Source organism: Serratia liquefaciens (assembly GCF_027594825.1).
In the GTDB taxonomy this organism is placed as follows: Bacteria; Pseudomonadota; Gammaproteobacteria; order Enterobacterales; family Enterobacteriaceae; genus Serratia; species Serratia liquefaciens_A.
Window position 1 is genome coordinate 2,806,266 of record NZ_CP088930.1, and the last position, 20,441, is coordinate 2,826,706.

At 55.7% G+C, this 20,441-nt stretch carries 22 protein-coding genes; 14 read left to right on the forward strand and 8 right to left on the reverse strand.

Annotated features, from left to right (window positions below):
- Positions 1-79: 79 nt before the first annotated feature.
- Together LQ945_RS12715 and rraA are read left to right on the forward strand one after the other, a co-directional pair.
- Positions 80-997, forward strand: coding sequence for a 1,4-dihydroxy-2-naphthoate polyprenyltransferase (locus LQ945_RS12715; RefSeq protein WP_020837544.1), 918 nt, complete (start codon positions 80-82; stop codon positions 995-997).
- An 80-nt stretch (positions 998-1,077) separates the two neighbouring features.
- Positions 1,078-1,563 (forward strand): ribonuclease E activity regulator RraA, encoded by a 486-nt coding sequence (gene rraA / locus LQ945_RS12720; RefSeq protein ID WP_020837546.1) that lies wholly within the window; start codon positions 1,078-1,080, stop codon positions 1,561-1,563.
- A 56-nt stretch (positions 1,564-1,619) separates the two neighbouring features.
- Here the strand turns inward: rraA and zapB are convergent, their stop codons facing one another.
- A complete protein-coding gene (gene zapB / locus LQ945_RS12725; protein WP_020837547.1) occupies positions 1,620-1,859 on the reverse strand; it encodes a septal ring assembly protein ZapB in 240 nt (79 codons plus the stop codon).
- 539 nt (positions 1,860-2,398) lie between these two features.
- Between zapB and LQ945_RS12730 the strand changes: the two genes are divergently transcribed.
- From LQ945_RS12730 to glpX, 3 genes are all read left to right on the forward strand, one after another.
- Positions 2,399-3,244 carry an MIP/aquaporin family protein gene (locus tag LQ945_RS12730; RefSeq protein WP_270100901.1) on the forward strand — a complete coding sequence of 282 codons (846 nt, stop codon included), beginning with the start codon at positions 2,399-2,401 and terminating at the stop codon, positions 3,242-3,244.
- 43 nt (positions 3,245-3,287) lie between these two features.
- Positions 3,288-4,796: a glycerol kinase GlpK gene (glpK, locus tag LQ945_RS12735; RefSeq protein WP_270100902.1), complete on the forward strand. Its 1,509-nt coding sequence runs from the start codon at positions 3,288-3,290 to the stop codon at positions 4,794-4,796.
- A gap of 131 nt (positions 4,797-4,927) precedes the next feature.
- Positions 4,928-5,938, forward strand: a complete 1,011-nt coding sequence (glpX, locus tag LQ945_RS12740) for a class II fructose-bisphosphatase (protein WP_270100903.1) — start codon at positions 4,928-4,930, stop codon at positions 5,936-5,938.
- Between the two features lie 33 nt (positions 5,939-5,971).
- Here the strand turns inward: glpX and emrD are convergent, their stop codons facing one another.
- Positions 5,972-7,156: a multidrug efflux MFS transporter EmrD gene (gene emrD / locus LQ945_RS12745; protein ID WP_270100904.1), complete on the reverse strand. Its 1,185-nt coding sequence runs from the start codon at positions 7,154-7,156 to the stop codon at positions 5,972-5,974.
- 296 nt (positions 7,157-7,452) lie between these two features.
- Between emrD and LQ945_RS12750 the strand changes: the two genes are divergently transcribed.
- Positions 7,453-8,076 carry a helix-turn-helix transcriptional regulator gene (locus LQ945_RS12750; RefSeq protein ID WP_270100905.1) on the forward strand — a complete coding sequence of 208 codons (624 nt, stop codon included), beginning with the start codon at positions 7,453-7,455 and terminating at the stop codon, positions 8,074-8,076.
- Positions 8,077-8,079: 3 nt separating this feature from the next.
- Entirely contained in the window at positions 8,080-8,826 is a 747-nt protein-coding gene (gene fpr / locus LQ945_RS12755) for a ferredoxin--NADP(+) reductase (RefSeq protein ID WP_044554917.1), read from the forward strand.
- A 16-nt stretch (positions 8,827-8,842) separates the two neighbouring features.
- Here the strand turns inward: fpr and LQ945_RS12760 are convergent, their stop codons facing one another.
- Complete coding sequence (locus LQ945_RS12760) at positions 8,843-9,268, reverse strand: DUF805 domain-containing protein (RefSeq protein ID WP_041415101.1); 426 nt, start codon at positions 9,266-9,268, stop codon at positions 8,843-8,845.
- 199 nt (positions 9,269-9,467) lie between these two features.
- On the opposite strand from LQ945_RS12760, the gene LQ945_RS12765 reads away from it, so the two are divergent.
- Both LQ945_RS12765 and tpiA read left to right on the forward strand, forming a co-directional pair.
- Positions 9,468-10,058, forward strand: a complete 591-nt coding sequence (locus LQ945_RS12765) for a DUF1454 family protein (protein ID WP_182823549.1) — start codon at positions 9,468-9,470, stop codon at positions 10,056-10,058.
- A gap of 127 nt (positions 10,059-10,185) precedes the next feature.
- Positions 10,186-10,953, forward strand: coding sequence for a triose-phosphate isomerase (gene tpiA, locus LQ945_RS12770; protein WP_041415104.1), 768 nt, complete (start codon positions 10,186-10,188; stop codon positions 10,951-10,953).
- Between the two features lie 66 nt (positions 10,954-11,019).
- On the opposite strand, the gene LQ945_RS12775 is transcribed toward tpiA, so the two are convergent.
- The 4 genes from LQ945_RS12775 to cpxP form a co-directional block, all read right to left on the reverse strand.
- Positions 11,020-12,009: a sulfate ABC transporter substrate-binding protein gene (locus tag LQ945_RS12775; protein WP_044554942.1), complete on the reverse strand. Its 990-nt coding sequence runs from the start codon at positions 12,007-12,009 to the stop codon at positions 11,020-11,022.
- Positions 12,010-12,201: 192 nt separating this feature from the next.
- Positions 12,202-13,164: a 6-phosphofructokinase gene (gene pfkA / locus LQ945_RS12780; RefSeq protein ID WP_020837567.1), complete on the reverse strand. Its 963-nt coding sequence runs from the start codon at positions 13,162-13,164 to the stop codon at positions 12,202-12,204.
- Between the two features lie 231 nt (positions 13,165-13,395).
- Positions 13,396-14,298, reverse strand: coding sequence for a CDF family cation-efflux transporter FieF (fieF, locus tag LQ945_RS12785; RefSeq protein ID WP_262241296.1), 903 nt, complete (start codon positions 14,296-14,298; stop codon positions 13,396-13,398).
- 297 nt (positions 14,299-14,595) lie between these two features.
- Positions 14,596-15,090, reverse strand: coding sequence for a cell-envelope stress modulator CpxP (gene cpxP / locus LQ945_RS12790; RefSeq protein ID WP_041415106.1), 495 nt, complete (start codon positions 15,088-15,090; stop codon positions 14,596-14,598).
- A gap of 148 nt (positions 15,091-15,238) precedes the next feature.
- Here cpxP and cpxR point away from each other — a divergent pair, with 148 nt between their 5' ends.
- From cpxR to LQ945_RS12815, 5 genes are all read left to right on the forward strand, one after another.
- Positions 15,239-15,937: an envelope stress response regulator transcription factor CpxR gene (gene cpxR, locus LQ945_RS12795; RefSeq protein WP_004953234.1), complete on the forward strand. Its 699-nt coding sequence runs from the start codon at positions 15,239-15,241 to the stop codon at positions 15,935-15,937.
- A complete protein-coding gene (cpxA, locus tag LQ945_RS12800; protein WP_270100906.1) occupies positions 15,934-17,307 on the forward strand; it encodes an envelope stress sensor histidine kinase CpxA in 1,374 nt (457 codons plus the stop codon). The genes cpxR and cpxA overlap by 4 nt, the downstream gene beginning before the upstream one ends.
- A 63-nt stretch (positions 17,308-17,370) precedes the next feature.
- The gene (trmL, locus tag LQ945_RS12805; RefSeq protein ID WP_012147485.1) at positions 17,371-17,844 is read left to right on the forward strand and encodes a tRNA (uridine(34)/cytosine(34)/5-carboxymethylaminomethyluridine(34)-2'-O)-methyltransferase TrmL; all 474 of its coding nucleotides are present in this window, start codon (positions 17,371-17,373) and stop codon (positions 17,842-17,844) included.
- A gap of 62 nt (positions 17,845-17,906) precedes the next feature.
- The gene (locus LQ945_RS12810; protein WP_270100907.1) at positions 17,907-18,656 is read left to right on the forward strand and encodes a CHAD domain-containing protein; all 750 of its coding nucleotides are present in this window, start codon (positions 17,907-17,909) and stop codon (positions 18,654-18,656) included.
- Between the two features lie 133 nt (positions 18,657-18,789).
- Positions 18,790-19,461 carry a DUF3313 domain-containing protein gene (locus LQ945_RS12815; protein ID WP_270100908.1) on the forward strand — a complete coding sequence of 224 codons (672 nt, stop codon included), beginning with the start codon at positions 18,790-18,792 and terminating at the stop codon, positions 19,459-19,461.
- Between the two features lie 69 nt (positions 19,462-19,530).
- On the opposite strand, the gene cysE is transcribed toward LQ945_RS12815, so the two are convergent.
- Positions 19,531-20,352, reverse strand: coding sequence for a serine O-acetyltransferase (gene cysE, locus LQ945_RS12820; RefSeq protein ID WP_044554910.1), 822 nt, complete (start codon positions 20,350-20,352; stop codon positions 19,531-19,533).
- Between the last annotated feature and the right edge of the window lie 89 nt (positions 20,353-20,441).

Sequence of the window (20,441 nt, forward strand, 5' to 3'; positions counted from 1 at the left end):
GTCCAGTCAGTCATCTGTGGGAGGCATTGCCTCCCACAATTATTTCTAACGGACACAGCCACTAACTCTGAAGCGAAAAATGAGCTCATCAACTACCACCTCCCCGGCCAGAGCCTGGCTTGAAAGTTTACGACCGCGCACTCTGCCGCTGGCCTTTGCCTCGATCGTCGTCGGTTCGGCCATTGCCGCCTGGCAGGGCAGCCTGAAACCCGGCGTGGCGCTGCTGGCACTCCTGACGGCCGGTCTGCTGCAAATTCTCTCCAACCTGGCGAACGACTATGGCGATGCGGTAAAAGGCAGCGACAAAGAAGATCGCATCGGGCCGTTGCGCGGCATGCAAAAAGGCATGATCACTCAGGCACAAATGAAGCGCGCGCTGGTGGTGACGGTGGTGCTGATCGCGATTGCCGGCTGTTCATTGATCGCCGTGGCCTGCGAACAACCCAGCGACGTGGTGGGCTTCCTGGTGCTGGGCGGGCTGTCTATCGTCGCCGCCATTACCTATACCGTCGGCACCAAACCCTATGGCTATCTGGGGCTGGGCGACATTTCGGTGCTGGTGTTCTTCGGCTGGCTGAGCGTGGCCGGCACCTACTACCTGCAAACCCACGCGTTCGACAGTATCGTGATGTTGCCGGCCACGGCCTGCGGCCTGCTGGCCACTGCAGTGCTGAACATCAATAATTTGCGCGATATCGAAAGCGACCGCGCCAACGGCAAAAATACCCTGGCGGTACGCCTTGGGCCACAGAATGCGCGCTATTACCACGTGGCACTGCTGATCGGCGCAGTAGCCTGCTTCGCGCTGTTCACGCTGCTTAACCTGCATAGCCCGTGGGGCTGGCTGTTTGTCCTGGCTATCCCGTTACTGGTGCGCCACGGCCTGCGCGTGTTACGCGATCCAACGCCGGCCGGCATGCGCCCGATGCTGGAACATATGGTCAAAGCGGCGCTGTTGGCCAATGTGTTGTTCGCGATTGGCGTGGTGCTCAGTTAGCCATCGAACTGATGATTTTGCCAACAGGGCGGATAAAGGGATATACTGATTATTCCAGCGGCAAACAGACGTAAAATCCTATGAAATACGATACTTCCGAACTTTGCGACATCTATCATGAAGAGGTAAACGTTGTTGAGCCTCTATTCTCCAATTTTGGCGGGCGTACTTCATTTGGCGGGCAAATCACTACGGTGAAATGCTTTGAGGATAACGGCCTGTTATTCGAGCTGCTTGAAGAAAACGGTCGCGGCCGTGTTCTGGTGATTGATGGCGGTGGTTCGGTACGCCGTGCCCTGATCAACGCAGAACTGGCGCGCCTGGCTACCCAGAACGAATGGGAAGGCATCGTGGTTTACGGTGCGGTACGTCAGGTAGACGATCTGGAAGAACTGGATATCGGCATTCAGGCGATGGCGGCCATTCCGGTCGGCGCCGCCAGTGAAAGCATCGGCGAAAGCGACATCCGCGTAAACTTTGGCGGCGTGACCTTCTTCTCCGGCGATCATCTGTATGCCGACAACACCGGTATTATTCTGTCCGAAGACCCACTCGATATCGAGTAATCTGCAGACATGAAAAAGGGCGCCTCAGGCGCCCTTTTCGATCGTGCAATACGGAATCAGACTTCTTCCATTTTGCCCAACAGCGCGCGCAGGCGGTCTTGCCATACGTGCTGCTCTTCTTTCAGTTGCTGGTTCTCGCGTACCAGCGATTCCTGGTTGCCGGAGGCAGCCTGAACTTCCTGAGACAGAGTATTGTTTTTTTCTTTCAGCTCTTCAATTTCCATCTGCAGCAGGGTGATGGTATCGATCGCCTGCTGAACTTTTGATTCCAATTTCTCAAATACTTCAAATGACATTCTTCAGTCCCCTCATGATAGCAAGGCGTACATCTATAGGTAACGGCCGCAACTCAGGTTGCAACTGCTGCGAATATGCATCGCGCCAAGTGACACACGCTTTTATTGAAAATAACGCGCCTGTCTCGATAAAACGCTTCTTTCGATAAAAACGATTGTAAGTAGCCTGTCCCCGGCTGTCTAGCAACATCCGGCTCATCGCGCAGTCTGTTGCAATTTTCCTGCCCCCACCATCAGCAAAAACCGAAAATACCTCTCGGTCATAAATTGATTTGTTAACAGTCGGGGATAAAAGCACTGGTCAGATCACAGTTTTATGGAGCAGAAAGAACACAAAACGACGCGAATTCGCTCAATTTTATGACGAAGCACACACATTTTGATTTCGCTATTTCTCGTTTATGTTCGTTAACGATAAATTTACATCACGTCCTCAATTAATAATTGGACGAGATGAAAAAAACTGTACCCCTAGGACGGATCGATACACCTTCCGAGCCTATAAACCTATAACCGCCGTTTTGCAGGACAACAACATTATGAGCCAAACCACCAGTCCGACCCTAAAAGGCCAGTGCATCGCTGAGTTCCTCGGCACCGGTCTGTTGATCTTTTTTGGCGTAGGCTGCGTTGCCGCGCTGAAACTGGCAGGCGCCAGCTTCGGCCAATGGGAAATCAGTATCATTTGGGGCCTGGGCGTCGCCATGGCCATTTATCTGACCGCTGCCATCTCCGGTGCGCACCTCAACCCGGCCGTGACCATCGCGCTGTGGTTGTTCGCCTGCTTTGACGGACGCAAAGTACTGCCTTACATTGTCGCGCAGATCGCCGGAGCCTTCTGTGCAGCAGCCCTGGTCTACGGGTTGTACTACAACCTGTTCTTCGATTTCGAAGCAGCCAATCATATGTTACGCGGCAGCGACGAAAGCCTGGCCCTGGCCGGCATCTTCTCTACCTACCCGAATGCGCACATTTCCGTTGGCCAGGCGTTCCTGGTTGAAACGGTGATTACCGCGATCCTGATGTGTCTGATCCTGGCGCTGACCGATGACGGCAACGGCATCCCGCGCGGCCCGCTGGCCCCGCTGTTGATCGGTATTCTGATTGCCGTGATCGGCGCCTCTATGGGACCATTGACCGGCTTTGCGCTGAACCCGGCGCGTGACTTCGGCCCGAAAATGTTCGCTTATCTGGCCGGCTGGGGCAAAGTGGCCTTCACCGGTGCACGTGATATTCCGTACTTCCTGGTGCCAATCTTTGGTCCAATCATCGGTGCCTGCCTGGGTGCCTTCGGCTACCGCATGCTCATTGGCCGCAATCTGCCGTGTGACGTTTGTGTAGACGAAGAACAACCCGCCGCCAAGGCCCAGCAGCGTAAAGCGTGATTGGCACAGTTTTAAAACGGTTAACAACAGCAGGACTAAGATCATGACTGTAGAAAAAAAATACATTGTCGCTCTCGACCAGGGGACCACCAGTTCACGTGCCGTAGTGCTCGACCACGATGCCAACATTGTTGCGGTATCCCAGCGCGAGTTCACGCAGATTTACCCAAAAGCCGGCTGGGTTGAGCATGATCCGATGGAGATCTGGTCATCACAGAGCTCCACGCTGGTGGAAGTGCTGGCGAAAGCCGATATCAATTCCGATCAGATTGCCGGTATCGGCATCACCAACCAGCGCGAAACCACCATCGTCTGGGAAAAAGAGACCGGAAAACCGATTTACAACGCCATCGTCTGGCAATGCCGCCGCACCGCCGACATCTGCGAAAAGCTCAAGCGCGACGGCCTGGAAGAGTACATCCGTCACAACACCGGCCTGGTGGTTGACCCGTACTTCTCCGGCACCAAGGTAAAATGGATCCTCGACAACGTTGAAGGCGCCCGCGAACGCGCCAAACGCGGCGAACTGCTGTTCGGTACCGTCGATACCTGGCTGGTGTGGAAAATGACCCAAGGGCGGGTGCATGTGACCGATTACACCAACGCCTCACGTACCATGATGTTCAATATCCATGAGCTGGATTGGGATGAACGCATGCTGGAAGCGCTGGATATTCCACGCGCCATGCTGCCGAAAGTCCGTCCTTCATCTGAAGTGTATGGCCAGACCAACATTGGGGGTAAAGGCGGCACGCGTATTCCTATCGCCGGTATCGCCGGTGACCAACAGGCGGCGCTGTACGGCCAACTGTGCGTTCAGCCGGGCATGGCGAAAAACACCTATGGCACCGGCTGCTTCCTGCTGATGAACACCGGCAAAGAAGCGGTACGCTCAAACCACGGCCTGTTGACCACCATCGCCTGCGGCCCACGCGGCGAAGTGAACTACGCGCTGGAAGGTGCCGTGTTCATCGGCGGCGCCTCTATCCAGTGGCTGCGCGACGAACTGAAACTGATCAGCGATGCGGCCGACTCCGAGTACTTCGCCACCAAGGTGAAAGACAGCAACGGCGTGTACGTGGTTCCGGCCTTCACCGGCTTGGGCGCTCCTTACTGGGACCCGTATGCCCGTGGTGCAATCTTCGGCCTGACCCGCGGCGCGAACAGCAACCACATCATCCGTGCGACACTGGAATCCATTGCGTACCAGACGCGCGACGTGTTGGATGCCATGCAGGCAGACTCCAATACCCGTCTGCAATCGCTGCGTGTGGACGGTGGTGCGGTTGCCAACAACTTCCTGATGCAGTTCCAGTCCGACATCCTCGGTACCCGTGTCGAGCGTCCTGAAGTGCGTGAATCAACCGCACTGGGTGCCGCATTCCTGGCGGGTCTGGCTATCGGTTACTGGAATGACCTGGATGAGGTGAAGAGCAAGGCGGTTATCGAACGCGAGTTCCGTCCAAGCATTGAAACCACCGAGCGTAACTTCCGTTACAGCGGCTGGAAAAAAGCGGTTGCCCGCGCGCAAGCCTGGGAAGAGCACGACTAACGCTGTTTTGCTTTGTTAGCCTGATAACGCGCTGCCTTCGGGCGGCGCGTTTTTTTTGCCCCGCCCCCGCCGCCGCCCGCTGTGATAAACTTTGCCGATATTTTCTTCCTTTCTCACAGACAGGTTTTGCCATGAAACGTGAATTAGCCATCGAATTTTCCCGTGTTACCGAAGCCGCCGCGCTGGCGGGCTACAAATGGCTGGGACGCGGCGACAAGAACGCCGCCGACGGCGCGGCGGTCAACGCAATGCGCATTATGCTCAACAAAGTGGATATCGATGGCCGCATCGTAATCGGCGAAGGCGAGATTGATGAAGCACCGATGCTGTATATCGGCGAGCAGGTCGGCAGCGGCCAGGGCGATGCGGTGGATATCGCAGTCGATCCGATCGAAGGTACCCGCATGACCGCCATGGGCCAGCCCAATGCATTGGCGGTGCTGGCGGTTGGCGATCGCGGCACCTTCCTGCACGCGCCGGACATGTATATGGAAAAACTGGTGGTTGGCCCGGCGGCACGCGGCGCTATCGATCTTAACCTGCCGTTGGCGGAAAATCTGAATAAGGTGGCCGCCTGCCTGGGTAAACCGCTGACTCAACTGACCGTGGTCATTCTTGCCAAGCCGCGTCACGAAGGCGTTATCGCCCAGATGCAACAGCTGGGCATTCGGGTGTTCGCCATTCCTGACGGTGACGTGGCGGCCTCCATCCTAACCTGCATGCCGGACAGCGAAGTCGACGTGATGTACGGCATCGGCGGCGCGCCAGAAGGGGTGATTTCCGCCGCGGTGATCCGCGCATTGGACGGCGATATGCAATCTCGCCTGTTGCCACGTCATCAGGTGAAAGGCGACAGCGCCGAAAATCGCCGTATCGGCGAAGAAGAGTTGGCACGCTGTAAAGCGATGGGTATCGAAGCCGGCAAGGTGTTGGTACTGGATGAAATGGCGCGTAACGACAACGTGATTTTCTCTGCAACCGGCATCACCAAGGGCGATCTGTTGGAAGGTATCAGCCGTCAGGGAAATATGGCCACCACGGAAACCCTGCTGATCCGCGGAAAATCGCGCACTATCCGCCGCATTCGTTCGACCCATTACCTGGATCGCAAAGACCCGGCGCTGCACGAATTCCTGCTGTAATGAAACAGGGCGCCGATTGGCGCCCTGCAAGTTTTATGCGGTATGACCCTGATGCTGCATTCGGTTCGACAGCGGCCACCAGCACAGCAATATCAGCAGCGCCATGGCAAACATCAGCAGGCCGAGGCTGAACTGCCCGGTTTGCGGCAGCATGGCAGAAAGCCAGGTCGCCAGGCCAGACCCCATATTCTGCATACCACCGACCAATGCTCCCGCCGCGCCGGCCAGGTAGGGGAACGGCTCCATCGCACCGGTGGTGGCCAGCGGGAACATCATCCCCGCGCCGAAGAAGAACAGCGCAGCCGGCACAATCAGCGTCCAGATGTTCATCACCCCAAACCAGCCCGGGATCCACATCATCAGCCCCGCCAACAGGCAGCTGATAACCGAATGCCACACCAGAGTGTGGAAGGTTTTACCGTCGCGACCGGCATACCAGGCACCAAAGAACGCCGCCGGGATCGGCAGAATAAACAGGAGACTGACGGTCAGACCACTCAGGCCCAGCACACCGCCCATCAACACGCCACAGCTGGCTTCAAAGACGGCGATCCCCGCCAGCGCACCGATCAGCATGACCAGATAACAACTGAAGGTGCCATCAGTCAGCAGCTTGCGGAAACTTGCCAGCATGCGCCGTTTTTCGGTTTGCTGCGGCCGGGTTTCCGGCAGCCAGCGGAACATGGCAAAGGCCACGCCGGCACAGAGTATCAACAGGAAGGCATAACAGGCACGCCAGCCAAAGACCATCGCCAAAGCCCCGCCGATGATCGGCGCCAGCAGCGGACTCACCAGGATGCCCATGTTAAGCAGGCTATTGGCATACCGCAGCGAGGTGCCGGCATACAGGTCACGCGGCATGGTACGCGCCATCACCCCCGCCACGCCGGTGCCCATACCCTGAATGGCGCTGGCGGCAACCAGCATCGTCAGGCTGCTGGACAACAGCGCCCCCAGGGCCCCCATCAGAAAGATCATCATCCCGGCCAGGATCACCGGACGGCGGCCAATGCGGTCCGACAACGGGCCGTAAATCAGCTGCGAGAACCCGTAGGTCATCAGATACGCCGCCATCACGCGCTGCACTGCGCCGGAGCGCACCGACAGATCCTTGGCGATGTCAGCAATAACAGGAACATAAATGGTTTGTGCCATCTGACCGACGGCCACTAACAGGGTAAGCATCACCAACAGGTGAAAGTTTTCTATTTTTCTCATTATCTTCGTTAACGTTTTAACTCGTCACAGCGTCCCGGTATGGCCCCACATTCAGCCAGAACGGCGAGCAGCCCTCTATGGCGGCATAAGCTAACAAATCTGATTTTTTTAGCGAGTTTCAGGCAGATATTGATCCACGTCACAGTGGCAGCAAAGGCAACCAGCCTCGTAAATTAAACTGTACGTCTACCGCTTAAGAGTTAAAAAGAGCAAACTTTCAGTAGTTTAGCTTTAGCATTTAATCGATAATTATTTTCATCATCTTGAAATAAAATAACACCATAGGGATTTGGACAATGAAGACACCAGAGCTGATTTTATTGCAGTTAAAAACCCTGGGGCCACACTCCGCCAAAATGCTGGCCGAGCGTTTGGATATCACCCCCATGGGCATCCGTCAGCATCTGCAATCCCTGGAAAAACGTGAGCTGGTTTGTTACGAGGAAGCGCGCACCAAGGTGGGCCGTCCGACACGCTACTGGTCGCTGACCCATGAGGGGCACAGCCGGTTCGCCGATGGTCACGATACTTTGGCGACGACGTTGTTGGAGTCCGCCCATCAGCTGTTTGGCACTGAAGCGGTTGAACAGTTACTCAGTGCGCGCGAAGAGAAACTTTATCAGCGCTATGCCGAAGAGCTGTCGGAAGAGACCTGCCATCAGGCCAAACTCGCCCGGTTGGTGCGCCTGCGGCAACACGATGGCTACATGGCCGAACTGCTTGAGCATCCGCAAGGCGTGCTGCTGGTGGAAAACCACTGCCCCATCGGCGTAGCGGCCACCGCCTGCAGCAGCCTGTGCAACTCGGAGCTGCAACTGTTTCACCGCCTGTTTGGCCACGGCTATCGCATAGAGCGTACTGCGCATGCTATTTCCGGCTCACGACATTGCGCTTATTTGATTCGACCATTGGAGCTTTAGAGTATGGCTGATTGGGTTAATGGCAAAGTTACGCAAGTCAAACAATGGACCGACGGATTGTTCAGCATTACCGTCCACGCCCCCATAGATCCCTTTATTGCCGGGCAGTTTGCCAAGCTGGCGCTGGAAGTTGACGGTGAACGCGTGCAGCGCGCCTATTCTTACGTCAACGCCCCCAGCGATCCGAATCTGGAGTTTTACCTGGTTACCGTACCGGAAGGCAAACTGAGCCCGCGGCTCAATCAGCTACGACCGGGTTCGGAAGTGATGGTGACCAAAGAGGCCGCCGGATTTTTCGTGCTGGACGAGGTGCCGGAGTGCGATACCCTGTGGATGTTGGCCACCGGGACTGCCATTGGCCCTTACCTGTCGATTCTGCAGGAAGGCAAAGGCCTGGAGCGTTTTAAGAACCTGGTGTTGGTGCATGCCGCACGCTTTGCGCGCGATCTCAGCTACCTGCCACTAATGCAGCAGTTGCAACAGCGTTACAACGGCAAACTGCGCATTCAAACCATTGTCAGCCGTGAAGAAGTCCCCGGCTCACTGACGGGCCGCGTGCCGGCACTGATTGAGGATGGCCGCCTGGAAGCGGCGGTGGGCCTGACTCTCGATGCCGAAACTGACCACGTCATGCTGTGCGGCAACCCGCAAATGGTGCGCGATACCCAGCAAACGCTGAAAGATCAGCGCCAAATGCGCAAGCACCTGCGCCGCAAACCGGGCCATATCACCAGCGAACACTACTGGTAACGGATAGCCCCTGGTTTCAATCCGCGCCGAACTTAACGGGTTTGGCCGGCGGACCAAAACGATTGTCCTCGGGCGTGCCGACGAACGCGCCCAAATCGATCATCATCATCACAATGATCAACGTCGGGATAAAACGCCCCACGCCCCACTGCCAAACCGGCGCCAGCATCTGCCAGTTTCCCGCGGCCAGCAGCCAGGCCACAATCAGTAACAACGCCCACCAACCGGCTTTATTGCGGTCATGCAAACGCTTCACCAACACCGCCGCCGTTGGCCACAGCAGCCCAACGATAAAGAACGCAATGGTTTGGATATCCACCAGCTTATTGCTGGCGAGTGAAAAAGCCACCGCCATCAGCACTACCCACAGCACCATCCAGATCCAGAAATCACGCCGCCCAATTCGGCCCTTAAACGAAAAACACCACTGTTGTATTGTCATTGAATCCTGCGTTGTTTGCCTGCCCATATTCTGCCGTGCAGTGTAACATAGGCGCTGCCGGGCGAAGATTTCTGCCCTGCATTACGCGGAGTAACGCACAGCTTTCTTGTCAGCGAGCGATAATGGCGCGGGATCTTTGACACCCCCCTCTGTTCTCGCTTTAATCGGAGCCATCTTTGTCATTGATGCCGTATATACCATGCTGAGAAAAACCATCGCCATTGCCTGCCTGTTGCTGGGCATCGGCAGCGCCTGGGCCGATCCGCCGGATGCCCCCGCCAACGCTTCGCCTACCGCGCCTTACCTGCAGGCCGGAGCGCCAACCTTTGATCTGACGGTGGTAAAATTCCGCGAGAAATACAATCGTGATAACCCGACGCTGCCGATCGGTGAATTTCGCGCTATTGCCACCGCCGAAGACGATTCGCCGCTGCTGACGCGCGCCGCCAGCAAGCTGAACGAAAATCTCTATGCCTCAACCGCGCTGGAAAAAGGCACCGGAAAAATCAAAACGCTGCAAATTACCCATCTGCCGCTACAGCAGAGTGGCGAAGAAAAGGCTGCTCGCACCATTGCCGTCAGCTATATGGCCGCGTTGATGCGCCAGTTCGAACCGACGCTGACGGTGGAAAAAAGCCTGAGTAAAGTGGCTAACCTGCTGGAAAAAGGCAAAGGCTCGCGTTTTTACCAACAGCAGGTCGGCGCGATCCGCTATGTGGTGGCAGATAACGGCGATAAAGGGGTAACTTTCGCTGTTGAACCGGTTAAGCTGACGTTATCCGAGCCGTAACAGCAGGCTATTTAATGACGAAAAGCAAAGCCTTCGCGCTTAATCATCTCTATACTGTTGGGCAGGTAAACTGCCGGTCCGGCAGTGGTTATTTCGACTCTCGCGTTCCCTTGTTGGAGGAAAAAACATGCGTCATCCATTAGTTATGGGTAACTGGAAGCTTAACGGCAGCACTCACATGGTTAACGAACTGATCGCCGCTCTGCGCAATGAGCTGAGCAGCGTTGACGGTTGTGGCGTCGCTATCGCACCGCCTGTGATGTATCTGGACCAGGCGAAACACGCACTGGCCGGCAGCCGCATTGCTCTGGGCGCCCAAAACGTAGATGTGAACCTGTCCGGCGCATTCACCGGTGAAGTTTCCGCCGACATGCTGAAAGATATCGGTGCGCAATACATCATCATCGGCCACTCCGAGCGTCGTACTTACCACAAAGAAACCGATGCGGCGATCGCCGAGAAATTTGCCGTGCTGAAAAAAGCCGGCCTGATCCCAGTGCTGTGCATCGGTGAAACCGACGCAGAAAACGAAGCGGGTAAAACCGAAGAAGTTTGCGCACGCCAGATCGACGCCGTGCTGAAAACTCAGGGCGCAGAAGCCTTCAAAGGCGCCGTGATCGCTTATGAGCCAATCTGGGCTATCGGTACCGGTAAATCCGCTACCCCTGCGCAGGCTCAGGCAGTACACAAATTTATCCGCGATCACATCGCCAAGCAGGACGCTGCCGTAGCTGCAGAAGTGATTATCCAGTACGGCGGTTCCGTGAACGATAAAAATGCCGCCGAGCTGTTCACCCAGCCTGACATCGACGGCGCGCTGGTTGGCGGCGCATCACTGAAAGCTGATGCTTTCGCCGTGATCGTCAAAGCCGCTGCCGCTGCTAAAAAAGCCTGATTTTTCTCTGGCTGTTAAATAAAAAACCCCGGCAAGCCGGGGTTTTTTATTATTGTCATCAAGGCATCAGCGCTTGCTGATCTCGTCGAACACGCCGCCGGTGGCGAAGTGCACCTTCTGTGCCTGAGTCCAGCCGCCAAAGGTATCATCCACCGTGAACAGCTTCAGTTTCGGGAACTGCTCGGCAAACTTGGCCGCCACAGCTTCGTCACGCGGACGGTAGTAATTTTTCGCCGCGATGGTTTGTCCTTCCGGCGTATACAGATACTTCAGATAAGCCGTCGCCACATCGCGAGTACCGCGCTTATCAACCACTTTATCGACTACCGAGACAGTCGGCTCCGCCAGAATCGATTCGCTTGGGGTGATAATTTCAAACTTGTCTTTACCCAGCTCTTTCTCCGCCAGCAAAGCTTCGTTTTCCCAGGCGATCAGCACATCACCGATGCCACGTTCTACGAAAGTATTGGTTGAACCGCGTGCGCCGGAATCCAGTACTTCGACGTTCTTATACAGGTTTTTAACGAATTCCTGCGCCTTGGCCTGATCGTTATTGTTCTGGTGCAGTGCGTAACCCCAGGCCGCCAGATAATTCCAGCGTGCGCCCCCGGAGGTTTTCGGGTTCGGGGTGATCACCGAGACGCCCGGCTTAATCAAATCCGGCCAGTCGTGAATTTGTTTTGGGTTGCCTTTACGCACCAAAAACACAATGGTCGAGGTATAAGGTGCCGAGTTGTCCGGCAGGCGTTTGATCCATTCTTTATCGATGCGCCCGCGCTCGGCGATTGCGTCCACGTCATAGGCCAGCGCCAGCGTGACCACATCGGCTTCAATGCCGTTAATCACCGAGGTCGCCTGCTTGCCGGAGCCGCCATGCGACTGGCGCACCGTCACTTTATCGCCGGTCTGCTGCTGCCAGTATTTACCGAATGCGGTGTTATATTCCTGATAGAACTCACGTGTCGGGTCGTACGAAACGTTTAGCAGTTGGATATCTTTCGCCATGGCGCCGGACGCCAGCAGCATTATTGTCAGACCTACACCCCATTTACGCATACGCATCGACTCGCTCTCCCAGGAAAATTAATCACAACCTCAATCGGTTGATTTAGCATCAGAGCCTGCCAGAAACTTTCCCGCCAATTAAAGAATAAAAAATGTTGGGCTAGACGATTCTGGAATATAACTGTTACGGGCATAAAAAAAGCCCCCGCGTGCGGAGGCTTCTCGAGTTGAATCAATGCGGGATCAGTACAGCTTTTTCGCTGTATCGAGCCAGTCGCCCTTGAACGGACGCTTCATGTTTTCGATCGCATCGATGATGTCGTGGTGCACCATCTTCTCGTTCTGGATACCGACGCAACGGCCACCGTAGCCCTGCAGCAGCAACTCGATAGCGTAAGCGCCCATGCGGGAAGCCAGAATACGATCGTAAGCTACCGGCGAGCCGCCGCGCTGAATGTGGCCCAGCACGGTCGCGCGGGTTTCACGCTTGGTTTCTTGTTCGATATGGCGAGCCAACTCATCGATATCGCAGATGTGTTCGGTGATCGCCACAATCGCGTGTTTTTTGCCTTTGGCGATACCGGCCTTGATTTCGCAAACCAGGTCTTCGCGGTTGAACTCGGTTTCAGGCAATACGATAAATTCACAACCGCCGGCAATCGCCGCCGCCAGCGTCAGATCGCCGCAGTAGCGCCCCATCACTTCAACGATGGAAATACGCTGATGAGAAGACGAGGTGTCGCGCAAACGGTCAATAGCTTCCACTACGGTTTCGAGCGCGGTGAAGAAGCCGATGGTGTAGTCGGTACCGGCCACGTCGTTATCGATGGTGCCCGGCAGGCCGATACAAGGGAAACCTTCTTCCGTCAGGCGTTTGGCACCCATATAGGAACCATCGCCGCCGATCACCACCAACGCATCAATACCGCGGTTTTTCAGATTCTCAATTGCCTTGGCGCGTACGCTGTCGTCTCTGAACTCAGGGAAGCGGGCTGAACCGAGGAAAGTGCCGCCGCGATTGATCATATCGGACACGCTATAGCGGTCCAATTGTTCCATGCGATCTTCGTACAAGCCAAGGTAGCCATCGTAAATACCAAAAACTTCCAGACCTTCCGAAAGTGCAGCACGCACAACGCCACGGATTGCAGCGTTCATACCCGGCGAATCACCGCCACTCGTCAGTACACCGATTTTCTTGATCATGACTACCTCTGAACTGTAGATGCAATTTCTTAAGAATTCTGTATTCGCCGATTGTCTTGAAACCTCTCCGGCTGCAGAAAACCAGCTTTACGGTTTATTGCTGGATATTATAGCAAAAACACCCAGCTGAATTGATTCAAGTCACGCATTATTGCGGTAAAAAAACCTCATGGCACGCTGAGCTAATGCCACCGTTTATCCACTGCGCTAGTTCTCGTCATCCTGCATTAATTATAGCTCCCAACGTCCTTGCCGGCCCACGGGTACCACGGAACAAGGATCCTGGTGGATGAGAACATCAGCCCCCGGAAAGCGATGCAATAACGCCTGCTCCACCTGTTCCGCCAGAATATGCGCCTGCATCAGCGGCAGCGTATCGTCCATCTCCAGATGCAGCTGAATAAAACGCGTCGGACCGGACTGGCGGGTGCGTAGATCGTGCGCACCTTTCACCCCAGGCCATGAAGAAATCACGTCGATAATCGCCTGGCGCTCGTCGTCCGGCAGTGCCCGGTCCAGCAACGATTGCACAGCTTCATAACCCATCCGTAACGCGCTATAAAGAATGTAGACGCCGATTCCCAATGCAAACAACGCATCCGCCCGGTGAAAACCATACCAGCTTAGCGCAAGCGCTATAAGAATAGCACCATTCATCATGACATCTGACTGATAATGCAGCATATCTGCTCGCACTGCCTGACTGCGAGTTTTTCTCACTACCCAGCGTTGATAGGTGACCAGCAACAGGGTGCTGACCAACGCCACTATCGTCACGGCCATACCGATACCAGGGTCGCGCAGGGTTTCCGGCGAATACAGATGTTGAAAACCGGTCAGAAATAAAAACAGCGCCGAACCGGAAATGAACATACTTTGCGCCAACGCCGCCAACGATTCAGCCTTGCCGTGCCCGAAAGTGTGCTCCTCATCGGCCGGCTGCAGCGAGTAACGCACCACCAGCAGGTTGGTCAACGATGCGGCGATATCCACCAGCGAATCCACCAGCGCGGCCAACAGGCTCACCGAACCGGTGCGGTACCAGGCGACAATTTTGATCAGTAACAGCGTTGAGGCCAAAACGGTGGCCGCTAACGCGGCGGATTTCACCAAACGCGCATATTGCGGTTCCATAACCCATCCCGGTTAAACGTTCAGAGGGTCAGTATAACGGAATGGTGAGCAAAAAAGCCTTCGCATAGCGTCGCCTGCCGTTGCCAAGGCAGTGCGCGTCGCAAAGGGAAAACGGCCATATCGATGAAGAAAAAACCGTTCGACCAGCGCTATACGCCGTCATGGTCCATACTCTGTGGTTTAACTTTGCAGAGTAACCTAACGGCTTATCAAGCTGTAATTGATGGATAAAAAAAACCCCGCCATCATGGCGGGGGAAGACAGGGATGGTGTCTATGGCAAGGAAAAAACAGGGGACTACTCAGTCGTACTTAACTTCTGGGCAGAAGTTTGCTGCAAACCAGAAATCTGTTGCTCCATCTGCTGCATGCGCTGCTGATGTTTCTGGTCTAAAACGCTTTTTTGCTGTGGCGTCAGCAGGTTATACATTTGGTTGCGTACCCGGGCCATTTCGACCTGACGCTTAACCTGCTGCTGGGCCATCTGTTCCGCCTGGGCATACACGGCGGCTTCATCAAATTTGTCTGCGGTCACCAGCTTATGCATGGCTTCCATTTCAGCTACATTGACACCTGGCAGATCGTGGCGCGCCTGGCGCATTAAATCGCGCATTTGCTGGCGCTGTTGCTCAGTCAGGCTGACACCGTCAAACATGTGGTGTTGGCCAGGTGTTCTGGTGGTCGCATCGTTTCCGGGAGTCGGTGCAGTTTCCGATGTAGTGTCGGCAGCGAACGCAGCGGTAGAACCTATTGCCAGCATTGATGCCATAACTAATGCGGTCACCTTACGCATTTCAACTCCTCGTGCTTTCTCACTTTGCGAATCAACGAGGAGCAGTGTACTGCTGCACCTGCAAACATGCGTCAGTGCATGTAAAACTACGTAAAGTCATGGAATGCCAACAGTTGATGACGTATTTTGCGTCAGGAGGTAAAACACAATGAATAAAATTCTGCTAGTTGACGACGACCGCGAGCTGACCTCGCTGTTAAAAGAACTGCTTGAAATGGAAGGCTTTACCATCGTGGTTGCTTACGATGGCGAACAGGCGTTGTCGCTACTGGACAGCTCCATCGACCTGCTGCTGCTCGATATCATGATGCCGAAGAAAAACGGTATCGATACGTTGAAAGAGCTGCGTCAGCATCACCAGACCCCGGTCATCATGCTGACCGCTCGCGGCAGTGAACTTGACCGCGTGCTGGGCCTGGAACTGGGCGCCGATGACTACCTGCCGAAACCCTTTAACGATCGCGAACTGGTGGCGCGTATCCGCGCGATCCTGCGCCGCTCCAACTGGAGCGAACAACAGCAGAATGTCGATACCGGCGCACCAACGCTGGACGTGGACGGCCTGCAGCTCAACCCGGGTCGCCAGGAAGCCAGCTTCGACGGCCAAACGCTGGATCTCACCGGCACCGAATTTACCCTGCTGTACCTGCTGGCGCAGCACCTTGGTCAAGTGGTGTCACGCGAACTGCTGAGCCAGGAAGTGCTGGGTAAACGGCTGACGCCTTTTGATCGCGCTATCGATATGCACATCTCCAACCTGCGACGTAAGCTGCCCAACCGCAAAGACGGCCATCCGTGGTTCAAAACGCTGCGTGGTCGGGGTTACTTAATGGTATCTGCAACATGATCAACAGTTTGACGGCACGTATCTTCGCCATTTTCTGGTTCACATTGGCCCTGGTGTTGATGTTGGTGTTGATGGTGCCCAAGTTAGACTCCCGCCAAATGACCTCGCTGCTGGACAGCGAGCAGCGGCAGGGGCTGATGCTGGAACAACACGTCGAGGCCGAGTTGCAAAACGATCCGGCCAACGATCTGATGTGGTGGCGGCGCTTATTCCGCGCCATTGAAAAATGGGCCCCGCCTGGGCAGCGCCTGCTTCTGGTCACCAGCGAAGGCCGGGTGATTGGCAACATGCAGCGCAACGAAATGCAGTTGGTGCGCAATTTCATCGGCCAATCTGATAACTCCGATCATCCGAAGAAGAAGAAATATGGCCGCGTCGAACTGGTCGGCCCTTTCTCGGTGCGCGATGGTGAAGACAACTACCAGCTGTACCTGATCCGCCCTGCCAACAGCCCACAATCCGATTTTATCAACCTGATGTTCGACCGGCCGCTGCTGCTGCTGATCGTCACCATGCTGATCAGCGCCCCCTTGCTGCTATGGCTGGCCTGGAGCCTGGCAAAACCGGCGCGCAAGCTGAAGAATGCGGCGGACGATGTCGCACGTGGCAACCTGAAACAGCATCCTGAGCTGGAGGCCGGGCCACAAGAGTTCCTGGCGACTGGCGCCAGTTTTAACCAAATGGTCAGCGCGCTGGAACGCATGATGACCGCTCAGCAACGGCTGATTTCCGATATTTCGCATGAGTTGCGCACGCCGCTGACCCGTCTGCAGTTGGCCACGGCATTAATGCGCCGTCGTCACGGCGAAGGGCACGAGCTGGCACGCATCGAAACCGAAGCACAACGCCTGGACTCAATGATCAACGATCTGCTGGTGCTGTCGCGCGGACAACAGAAAAGTGAGTTGGTCCGTGAACGGCTGCTGGCCAACGAACTGTGGGCCGACGTGCTGGACGACGCCAGCTTCGAAGCCGAACAAATGGGCAAACAGCTGGAGATCACCTCTCCTCCCGGCCCGTGGGCCCTGTTCGGTAACGCCGGTGCGCTGGATAGCGCATTGGAAAATATCGTTCGCAATGCCCTGCGCTATTCGAACACCCACATTGCCGTGGCGTTCAGCGCAGACAACCAAGGCATCACCATTGTGGTCGACGACGACGGTCCCGGCGTCAGTGCGGAAGATCGCGAACAAATATTCCGGCCGTTCTATCGTACCGATGAAGCACGCGATCGCGCTTCCGGAGGAACCGGTCTGGGCCTGGCCATCGTTGAGGCGGCAGTCAACCAACACCGTGGTTGGGTGAAAGCGGAAGACAGCCCGCTCGGCGGCCTGCGTCTGGTGTTGTGGTTACCGCTCCACCAGCGCTGATAGCCTAAGACAGGCCGCTAAGATTTTGCTATTCTGCGCCCCTCGTCATGAGGGGCTTTTTACATGCTGAACATCGTTTTATTCGAACCTGAGATCCCACCCAACACCGGCAATATTATCCGCCTGTGTGCCAATACCGGTTTTCAACTGCACCTGATAGAGCCAATGGGCTTCCCGTGGGACGATAAACGCCTGCGTCGCGCCGGGCTGGATTACCATGAATTCGCCAGCATCCGGCGTCATGCCGACTACGCGGCCTTTATCGCCAGCGAAAATCCGCAGCGTCTGTTTGCCCTGACCACCAAAGGCACCCCGGCGCACAGCGCGGTCAGCTATCAGGCCGGTGACTACCTGCTGTTCGGGCCGGAAACGCGCGGCCTGCCCGCAGAGATCCTCGAAGCCTTGCCGGCACAGCAGAAAATCCGCATCCCCATGCAGGCACAAAGCCGCAGCATGAACCTGTCCAACGCCGTTGCCGTGGTGGTGTACGAAGCCTGGCGACAACTGGACTATGCGGGTGCACTGATTAAGTCTTAATCAATGACAACCTGGCCTGCGGAGACAATAATGTTTAAAGGTTACCTCTCCGGGGACATCGAATGGCTTTGGCTGAGAGTATTGTCACGCAACTACGCAGGCTCGAAAGCACGCTGAATCAGGCGCTGTTGCGTTTGCACGACATAACGGACGCTGAGGCCTTACACGACGTACGTATCAACCTGCAGCGTATCAGAAGCCTGTTGCGCCCCTTGCGCGGTATCCCTGACGTTACCCAGCTCAGCCGCGCCGCCGCTGAATTGGGTAAAATCACTACGCCGATACGCGATCTGGAAGTGCTGATTGCCGAACTGGAACAGCACCCGTTGGCATGGCAGACCAACACGCGCAAAACCGAGTTGCACAGCCGCAAACTGGCGTTGATGTCGCAACCGTTGCTGACCCACTTTCCCACTCTGCTGCATGCCTGGCCAAAAACCTTCCGCCGAACCAACCCCCGGCATACGAAACGTCGTATTGCCCTCCGCCTGAGCCTTCAGACGAAGCAGCTGTGCCTGGCAATGGCCGACTCGCATTACGACCGGCACCGGCTGCGCCTGCTGGTTAAGCGCCTGCGCTATGTTGTCGATGCCTATCCTCAACTTTCCCCCATTACGCCAGAAGCCGCCGCCAACCTGAAAACGGCGCAAAGTGCGCTCGGCGATTGGCACGATCGTTTTGTCTGGTGCCAGCAGGCCGAAAATCAGCAAGATCTGTGGCCGCTGCTGCCAGAGTGGCAAAGGGCACTGGATGTCGCGCAGGCGAAAGCGGAGAAGGCGCTGTTTTCACTTTCACGGGTGCTTAATGCCTAAAACCCGCGGTGTATCACGATCCTGTCAAAAGGGTGCGGGAACAGGGCACGCCAGGCTCCGAAAACATTCACTGCGACAGAGGATAATGAGCTATGTTTTGTAAGGGTAATCGACATTCATCATAGGAAATCGTATGAAAAAACAACGTTTGGGCGTTGCCATGGCGGTTTTGGCAGCGGGCCTGTTATTGGCGGGCTGTTCGTCCAAAGTAACCAAAACGGATCAGTACTCGGGGTTCCTGTCTGACTACAGTAAATTGCAGGAAACCACGTCACCCAGCGGCCATAAAACGCTGCGCTGGATCGACCCAAGCTACAAAGAATCCAACTACCGCGGCCTGTATTTCGAGCCGGTAGTCTATTTCCCTGCTGAAAAACCGACGACGCGCGTCAGCCAGGATACGCTGAATAAAATAAAGGCTTACGCCACCCAGCGGATCAAAGCCGCGCTTGAAAATCGCTTTACCGTACTGAACAGTCCGGCCGGCTCGCGCGTGTTGATAGCTAAGCTCGCCATCACCGCAGTTTCTGCCGAAAACGAAGATATGAAATTCTATGAGGTGGTGCCGGTCGCGGCAGTGGTTGCCAGCACCATGGCGGCCAGCGGTCACAGAACCCAAAACACCACGCTGTATATCGAAGGTGAGTTGATTGATCAGGACACCGGCAAAACCGTGCTGGAAGTCGCGCGTAAAGCCTACGGTAAAACCGTAAGCAACGACAGTTCACCGGTAACGGCAGAGGACGTCAAAGCCGCGATCGATGACATGGTCACAGACATCACCAACTTCCCTAAACAGGGTTAACCCTGGAAAGAAATACATCGGGGGAACCAAAGCTCCCCCGATTTTATGTTTATGCGCCAATCCACCCGCTTAAATACCGTCGCCGTATTCAAAACCGTGGTTAGTGCCGTTGAAATACTGGTCCATATCCATCGACGGCGTGTCGCTTTCCGGCCGACCGACAATACGTGCAGGCACGCCCGCGGCCGTCGTATGCGCAGGTACAGACTGCAGCACCACTGAGCCCGCACCGATTTTAGCGCCTTTACCCACTTCTATATTGCCGAGAATTTTAGCCCCGGCGCCAATCATTACGCCCTCACGGATCTTCGGATGGCGATCGCCGCTGGTCTTACCGGTACCGCCAAGGGTAACCGACTGCAGAATAGACACGTCATTTTCTACCACGGCAGTTTCACCGATCACGATGCCGGTAGCATGGTCAAGCATGATGCCGCAGCCAATCGTGGCCGCCGGGTGAATATCCACGCCGAAAGCGACCGAAATCTGATTCTGCAGGTAAATCGCCAACGCCTGCCGCCCCTGCAGCCACAACCAGTGGCCGATACGGTAGGCCTGCAGCGCATGGAAACCTTTCAGGTACAGCAACGGCGTTGAATATTTGTCTACCGCCGGGTCACGCAGACGCACGGCCAGGATGTCACGGGCGGCCGAAGCGATCATTTGCTGATCGGCTAGGTAGGCGTCTTCCACCACTTCACGCACCGCAATGGCCGGCATAATTGGATTTGCCAGCTTGTTTGCCAGAATATAGCTGAGCGCACCGCCCAGGTTATCGTGCTTGAGCAACGTCGCATGATAAAAGCTAGCCAGCATCGGTTCACACTCAGCCAGCTCTCTCGCCTCTGATTTAATGCTATTCCAGACCTGCTCTAACTCTTCTGACGACATCAGGTTCCTCTCCGCCTTGCAAAACAGGCTGCCTCATCGCATAGCGATCAGGCAGCCCAATTCAGTTGCCGGGGTCAGCATGCCGCCCC

What these genes read in the sequence shown, in the direction of transcription:
- LQ945_RS12730 (WP_270100901.1), top strand. Translation starts at nt 2,399, where the DNA reads ATGAGCCAAACCACCAGTCCGACCCTAAAAGGCCAGTGCATCGCTGAG.
- rraA (WP_020837546.1), top strand. Translation starts at nt 1,078, where the DNA reads ATGAAATACGATACTTCCGAACTTTGCGACATCTATCATGAAGAGGTA.
- zapB (WP_020837547.1), bottom strand. Translation starts at nt 1,859, where the DNA reads ATGTCATTTGAAGTATTTGAGAAATTGGAATCAAAAGTTCAGCAGGCG.
- fieF (WP_262241296.1), bottom strand. Translation starts at nt 14,298, where the DNA reads ATGGAACCGCAATATGCGCGTTTGGTGAAATCCGCCGCGTTAGCGGCC.
- trmL (WP_012147485.1), top strand. Translation starts at nt 17,371, where the DNA reads ATGCTGAACATCGTTTTATTCGAACCTGAGATCCCACCCAACACCGGC.
- glpK (WP_270100902.1), top strand. Translation starts at nt 3,288, where the DNA reads ATGACTGTAGAAAAAAAATACATTGTCGCTCTCGACCAGGGGACCACC.
- cpxA (WP_270100906.1), top strand. Translation starts at nt 15,934, where the DNA reads ATGATCAACAGTTTGACGGCACGTATCTTCGCCATTTTCTGGTTCACA.
- emrD (WP_270100904.1), bottom strand. Translation starts at nt 7,156, where the DNA reads ATGAGAAAAATAGAAAACTTTCACCTGTTGGTGATGCTTACCCTGTTA.
- cpxR (WP_004953234.1), top strand. Translation starts at nt 15,239, where the DNA reads ATGAATAAAATTCTGCTAGTTGACGACGACCGCGAGCTGACCTCGCTG.
- cpxP (WP_041415106.1), bottom strand. Translation starts at nt 15,090, where the DNA reads ATGCGTAAGGTGACCGCATTAGTTATGGCATCAATGCTGGCAATAGGT.
- LQ945_RS12775 (WP_044554942.1), bottom strand. Translation starts at nt 12,009, where the DNA reads ATGCGTAAATGGGGTGTAGGTCTGACAATAATGCTGCTGGCGTCCGGC.
- LQ945_RS12760 (WP_041415101.1), bottom strand. Translation starts at nt 9,268, where the DNA reads ATGACAATACAACAGTGGTGTTTTTCGTTTAAGGGCCGAATTGGGCGG.
- tpiA (WP_041415104.1), top strand. Translation starts at nt 10,186, where the DNA reads ATGCGTCATCCATTAGTTATGGGTAACTGGAAGCTTAACGGCAGCACT.
- cysE (WP_044554910.1), bottom strand. Translation starts at nt 20,352, where the DNA reads ATGTCGTCAGAAGAGTTAGAGCAGGTCTGGAATAGCATTAAATCAGAG.
- LQ945_RS12750 (WP_270100905.1), top strand. Translation starts at nt 7,453, where the DNA reads ATGAAGACACCAGAGCTGATTTTATTGCAGTTAAAAACCCTGGGGCCA.
- fpr (WP_044554917.1), top strand. Translation starts at nt 8,080, where the DNA reads ATGGCTGATTGGGTTAATGGCAAAGTTACGCAAGTCAAACAATGGACC.
- LQ945_RS12765 (WP_182823549.1), top strand. Translation starts at nt 9,468, where the DNA reads ATGCTGAGAAAAACCATCGCCATTGCCTGCCTGTTGCTGGGCATCGGC.
- pfkA (WP_020837567.1), bottom strand. Translation starts at nt 13,164, where the DNA reads ATGATCAAGAAAATCGGTGTACTGACGAGTGGCGGTGATTCGCCGGGT.
- LQ945_RS12815 (WP_270100908.1), top strand. Translation starts at nt 18,790, where the DNA reads ATGAAAAAACAACGTTTGGGCGTTGCCATGGCGGTTTTGGCAGCGGGC.
- glpX (WP_270100903.1), top strand. Translation starts at nt 4,928, where the DNA reads ATGAAACGTGAATTAGCCATCGAATTTTCCCGTGTTACCGAAGCCGCC.
- LQ945_RS12715 (WP_020837544.1), top strand. Translation starts at nt 80, where the DNA reads ATGAGCTCATCAACTACCACCTCCCCGGCCAGAGCCTGGCTTGAAAGT.
- LQ945_RS12810 (WP_270100907.1), top strand. Translation starts at nt 17,907, where the DNA reads ATGGCTTTGGCTGAGAGTATTGTCACGCAACTACGCAGGCTCGAAAGC.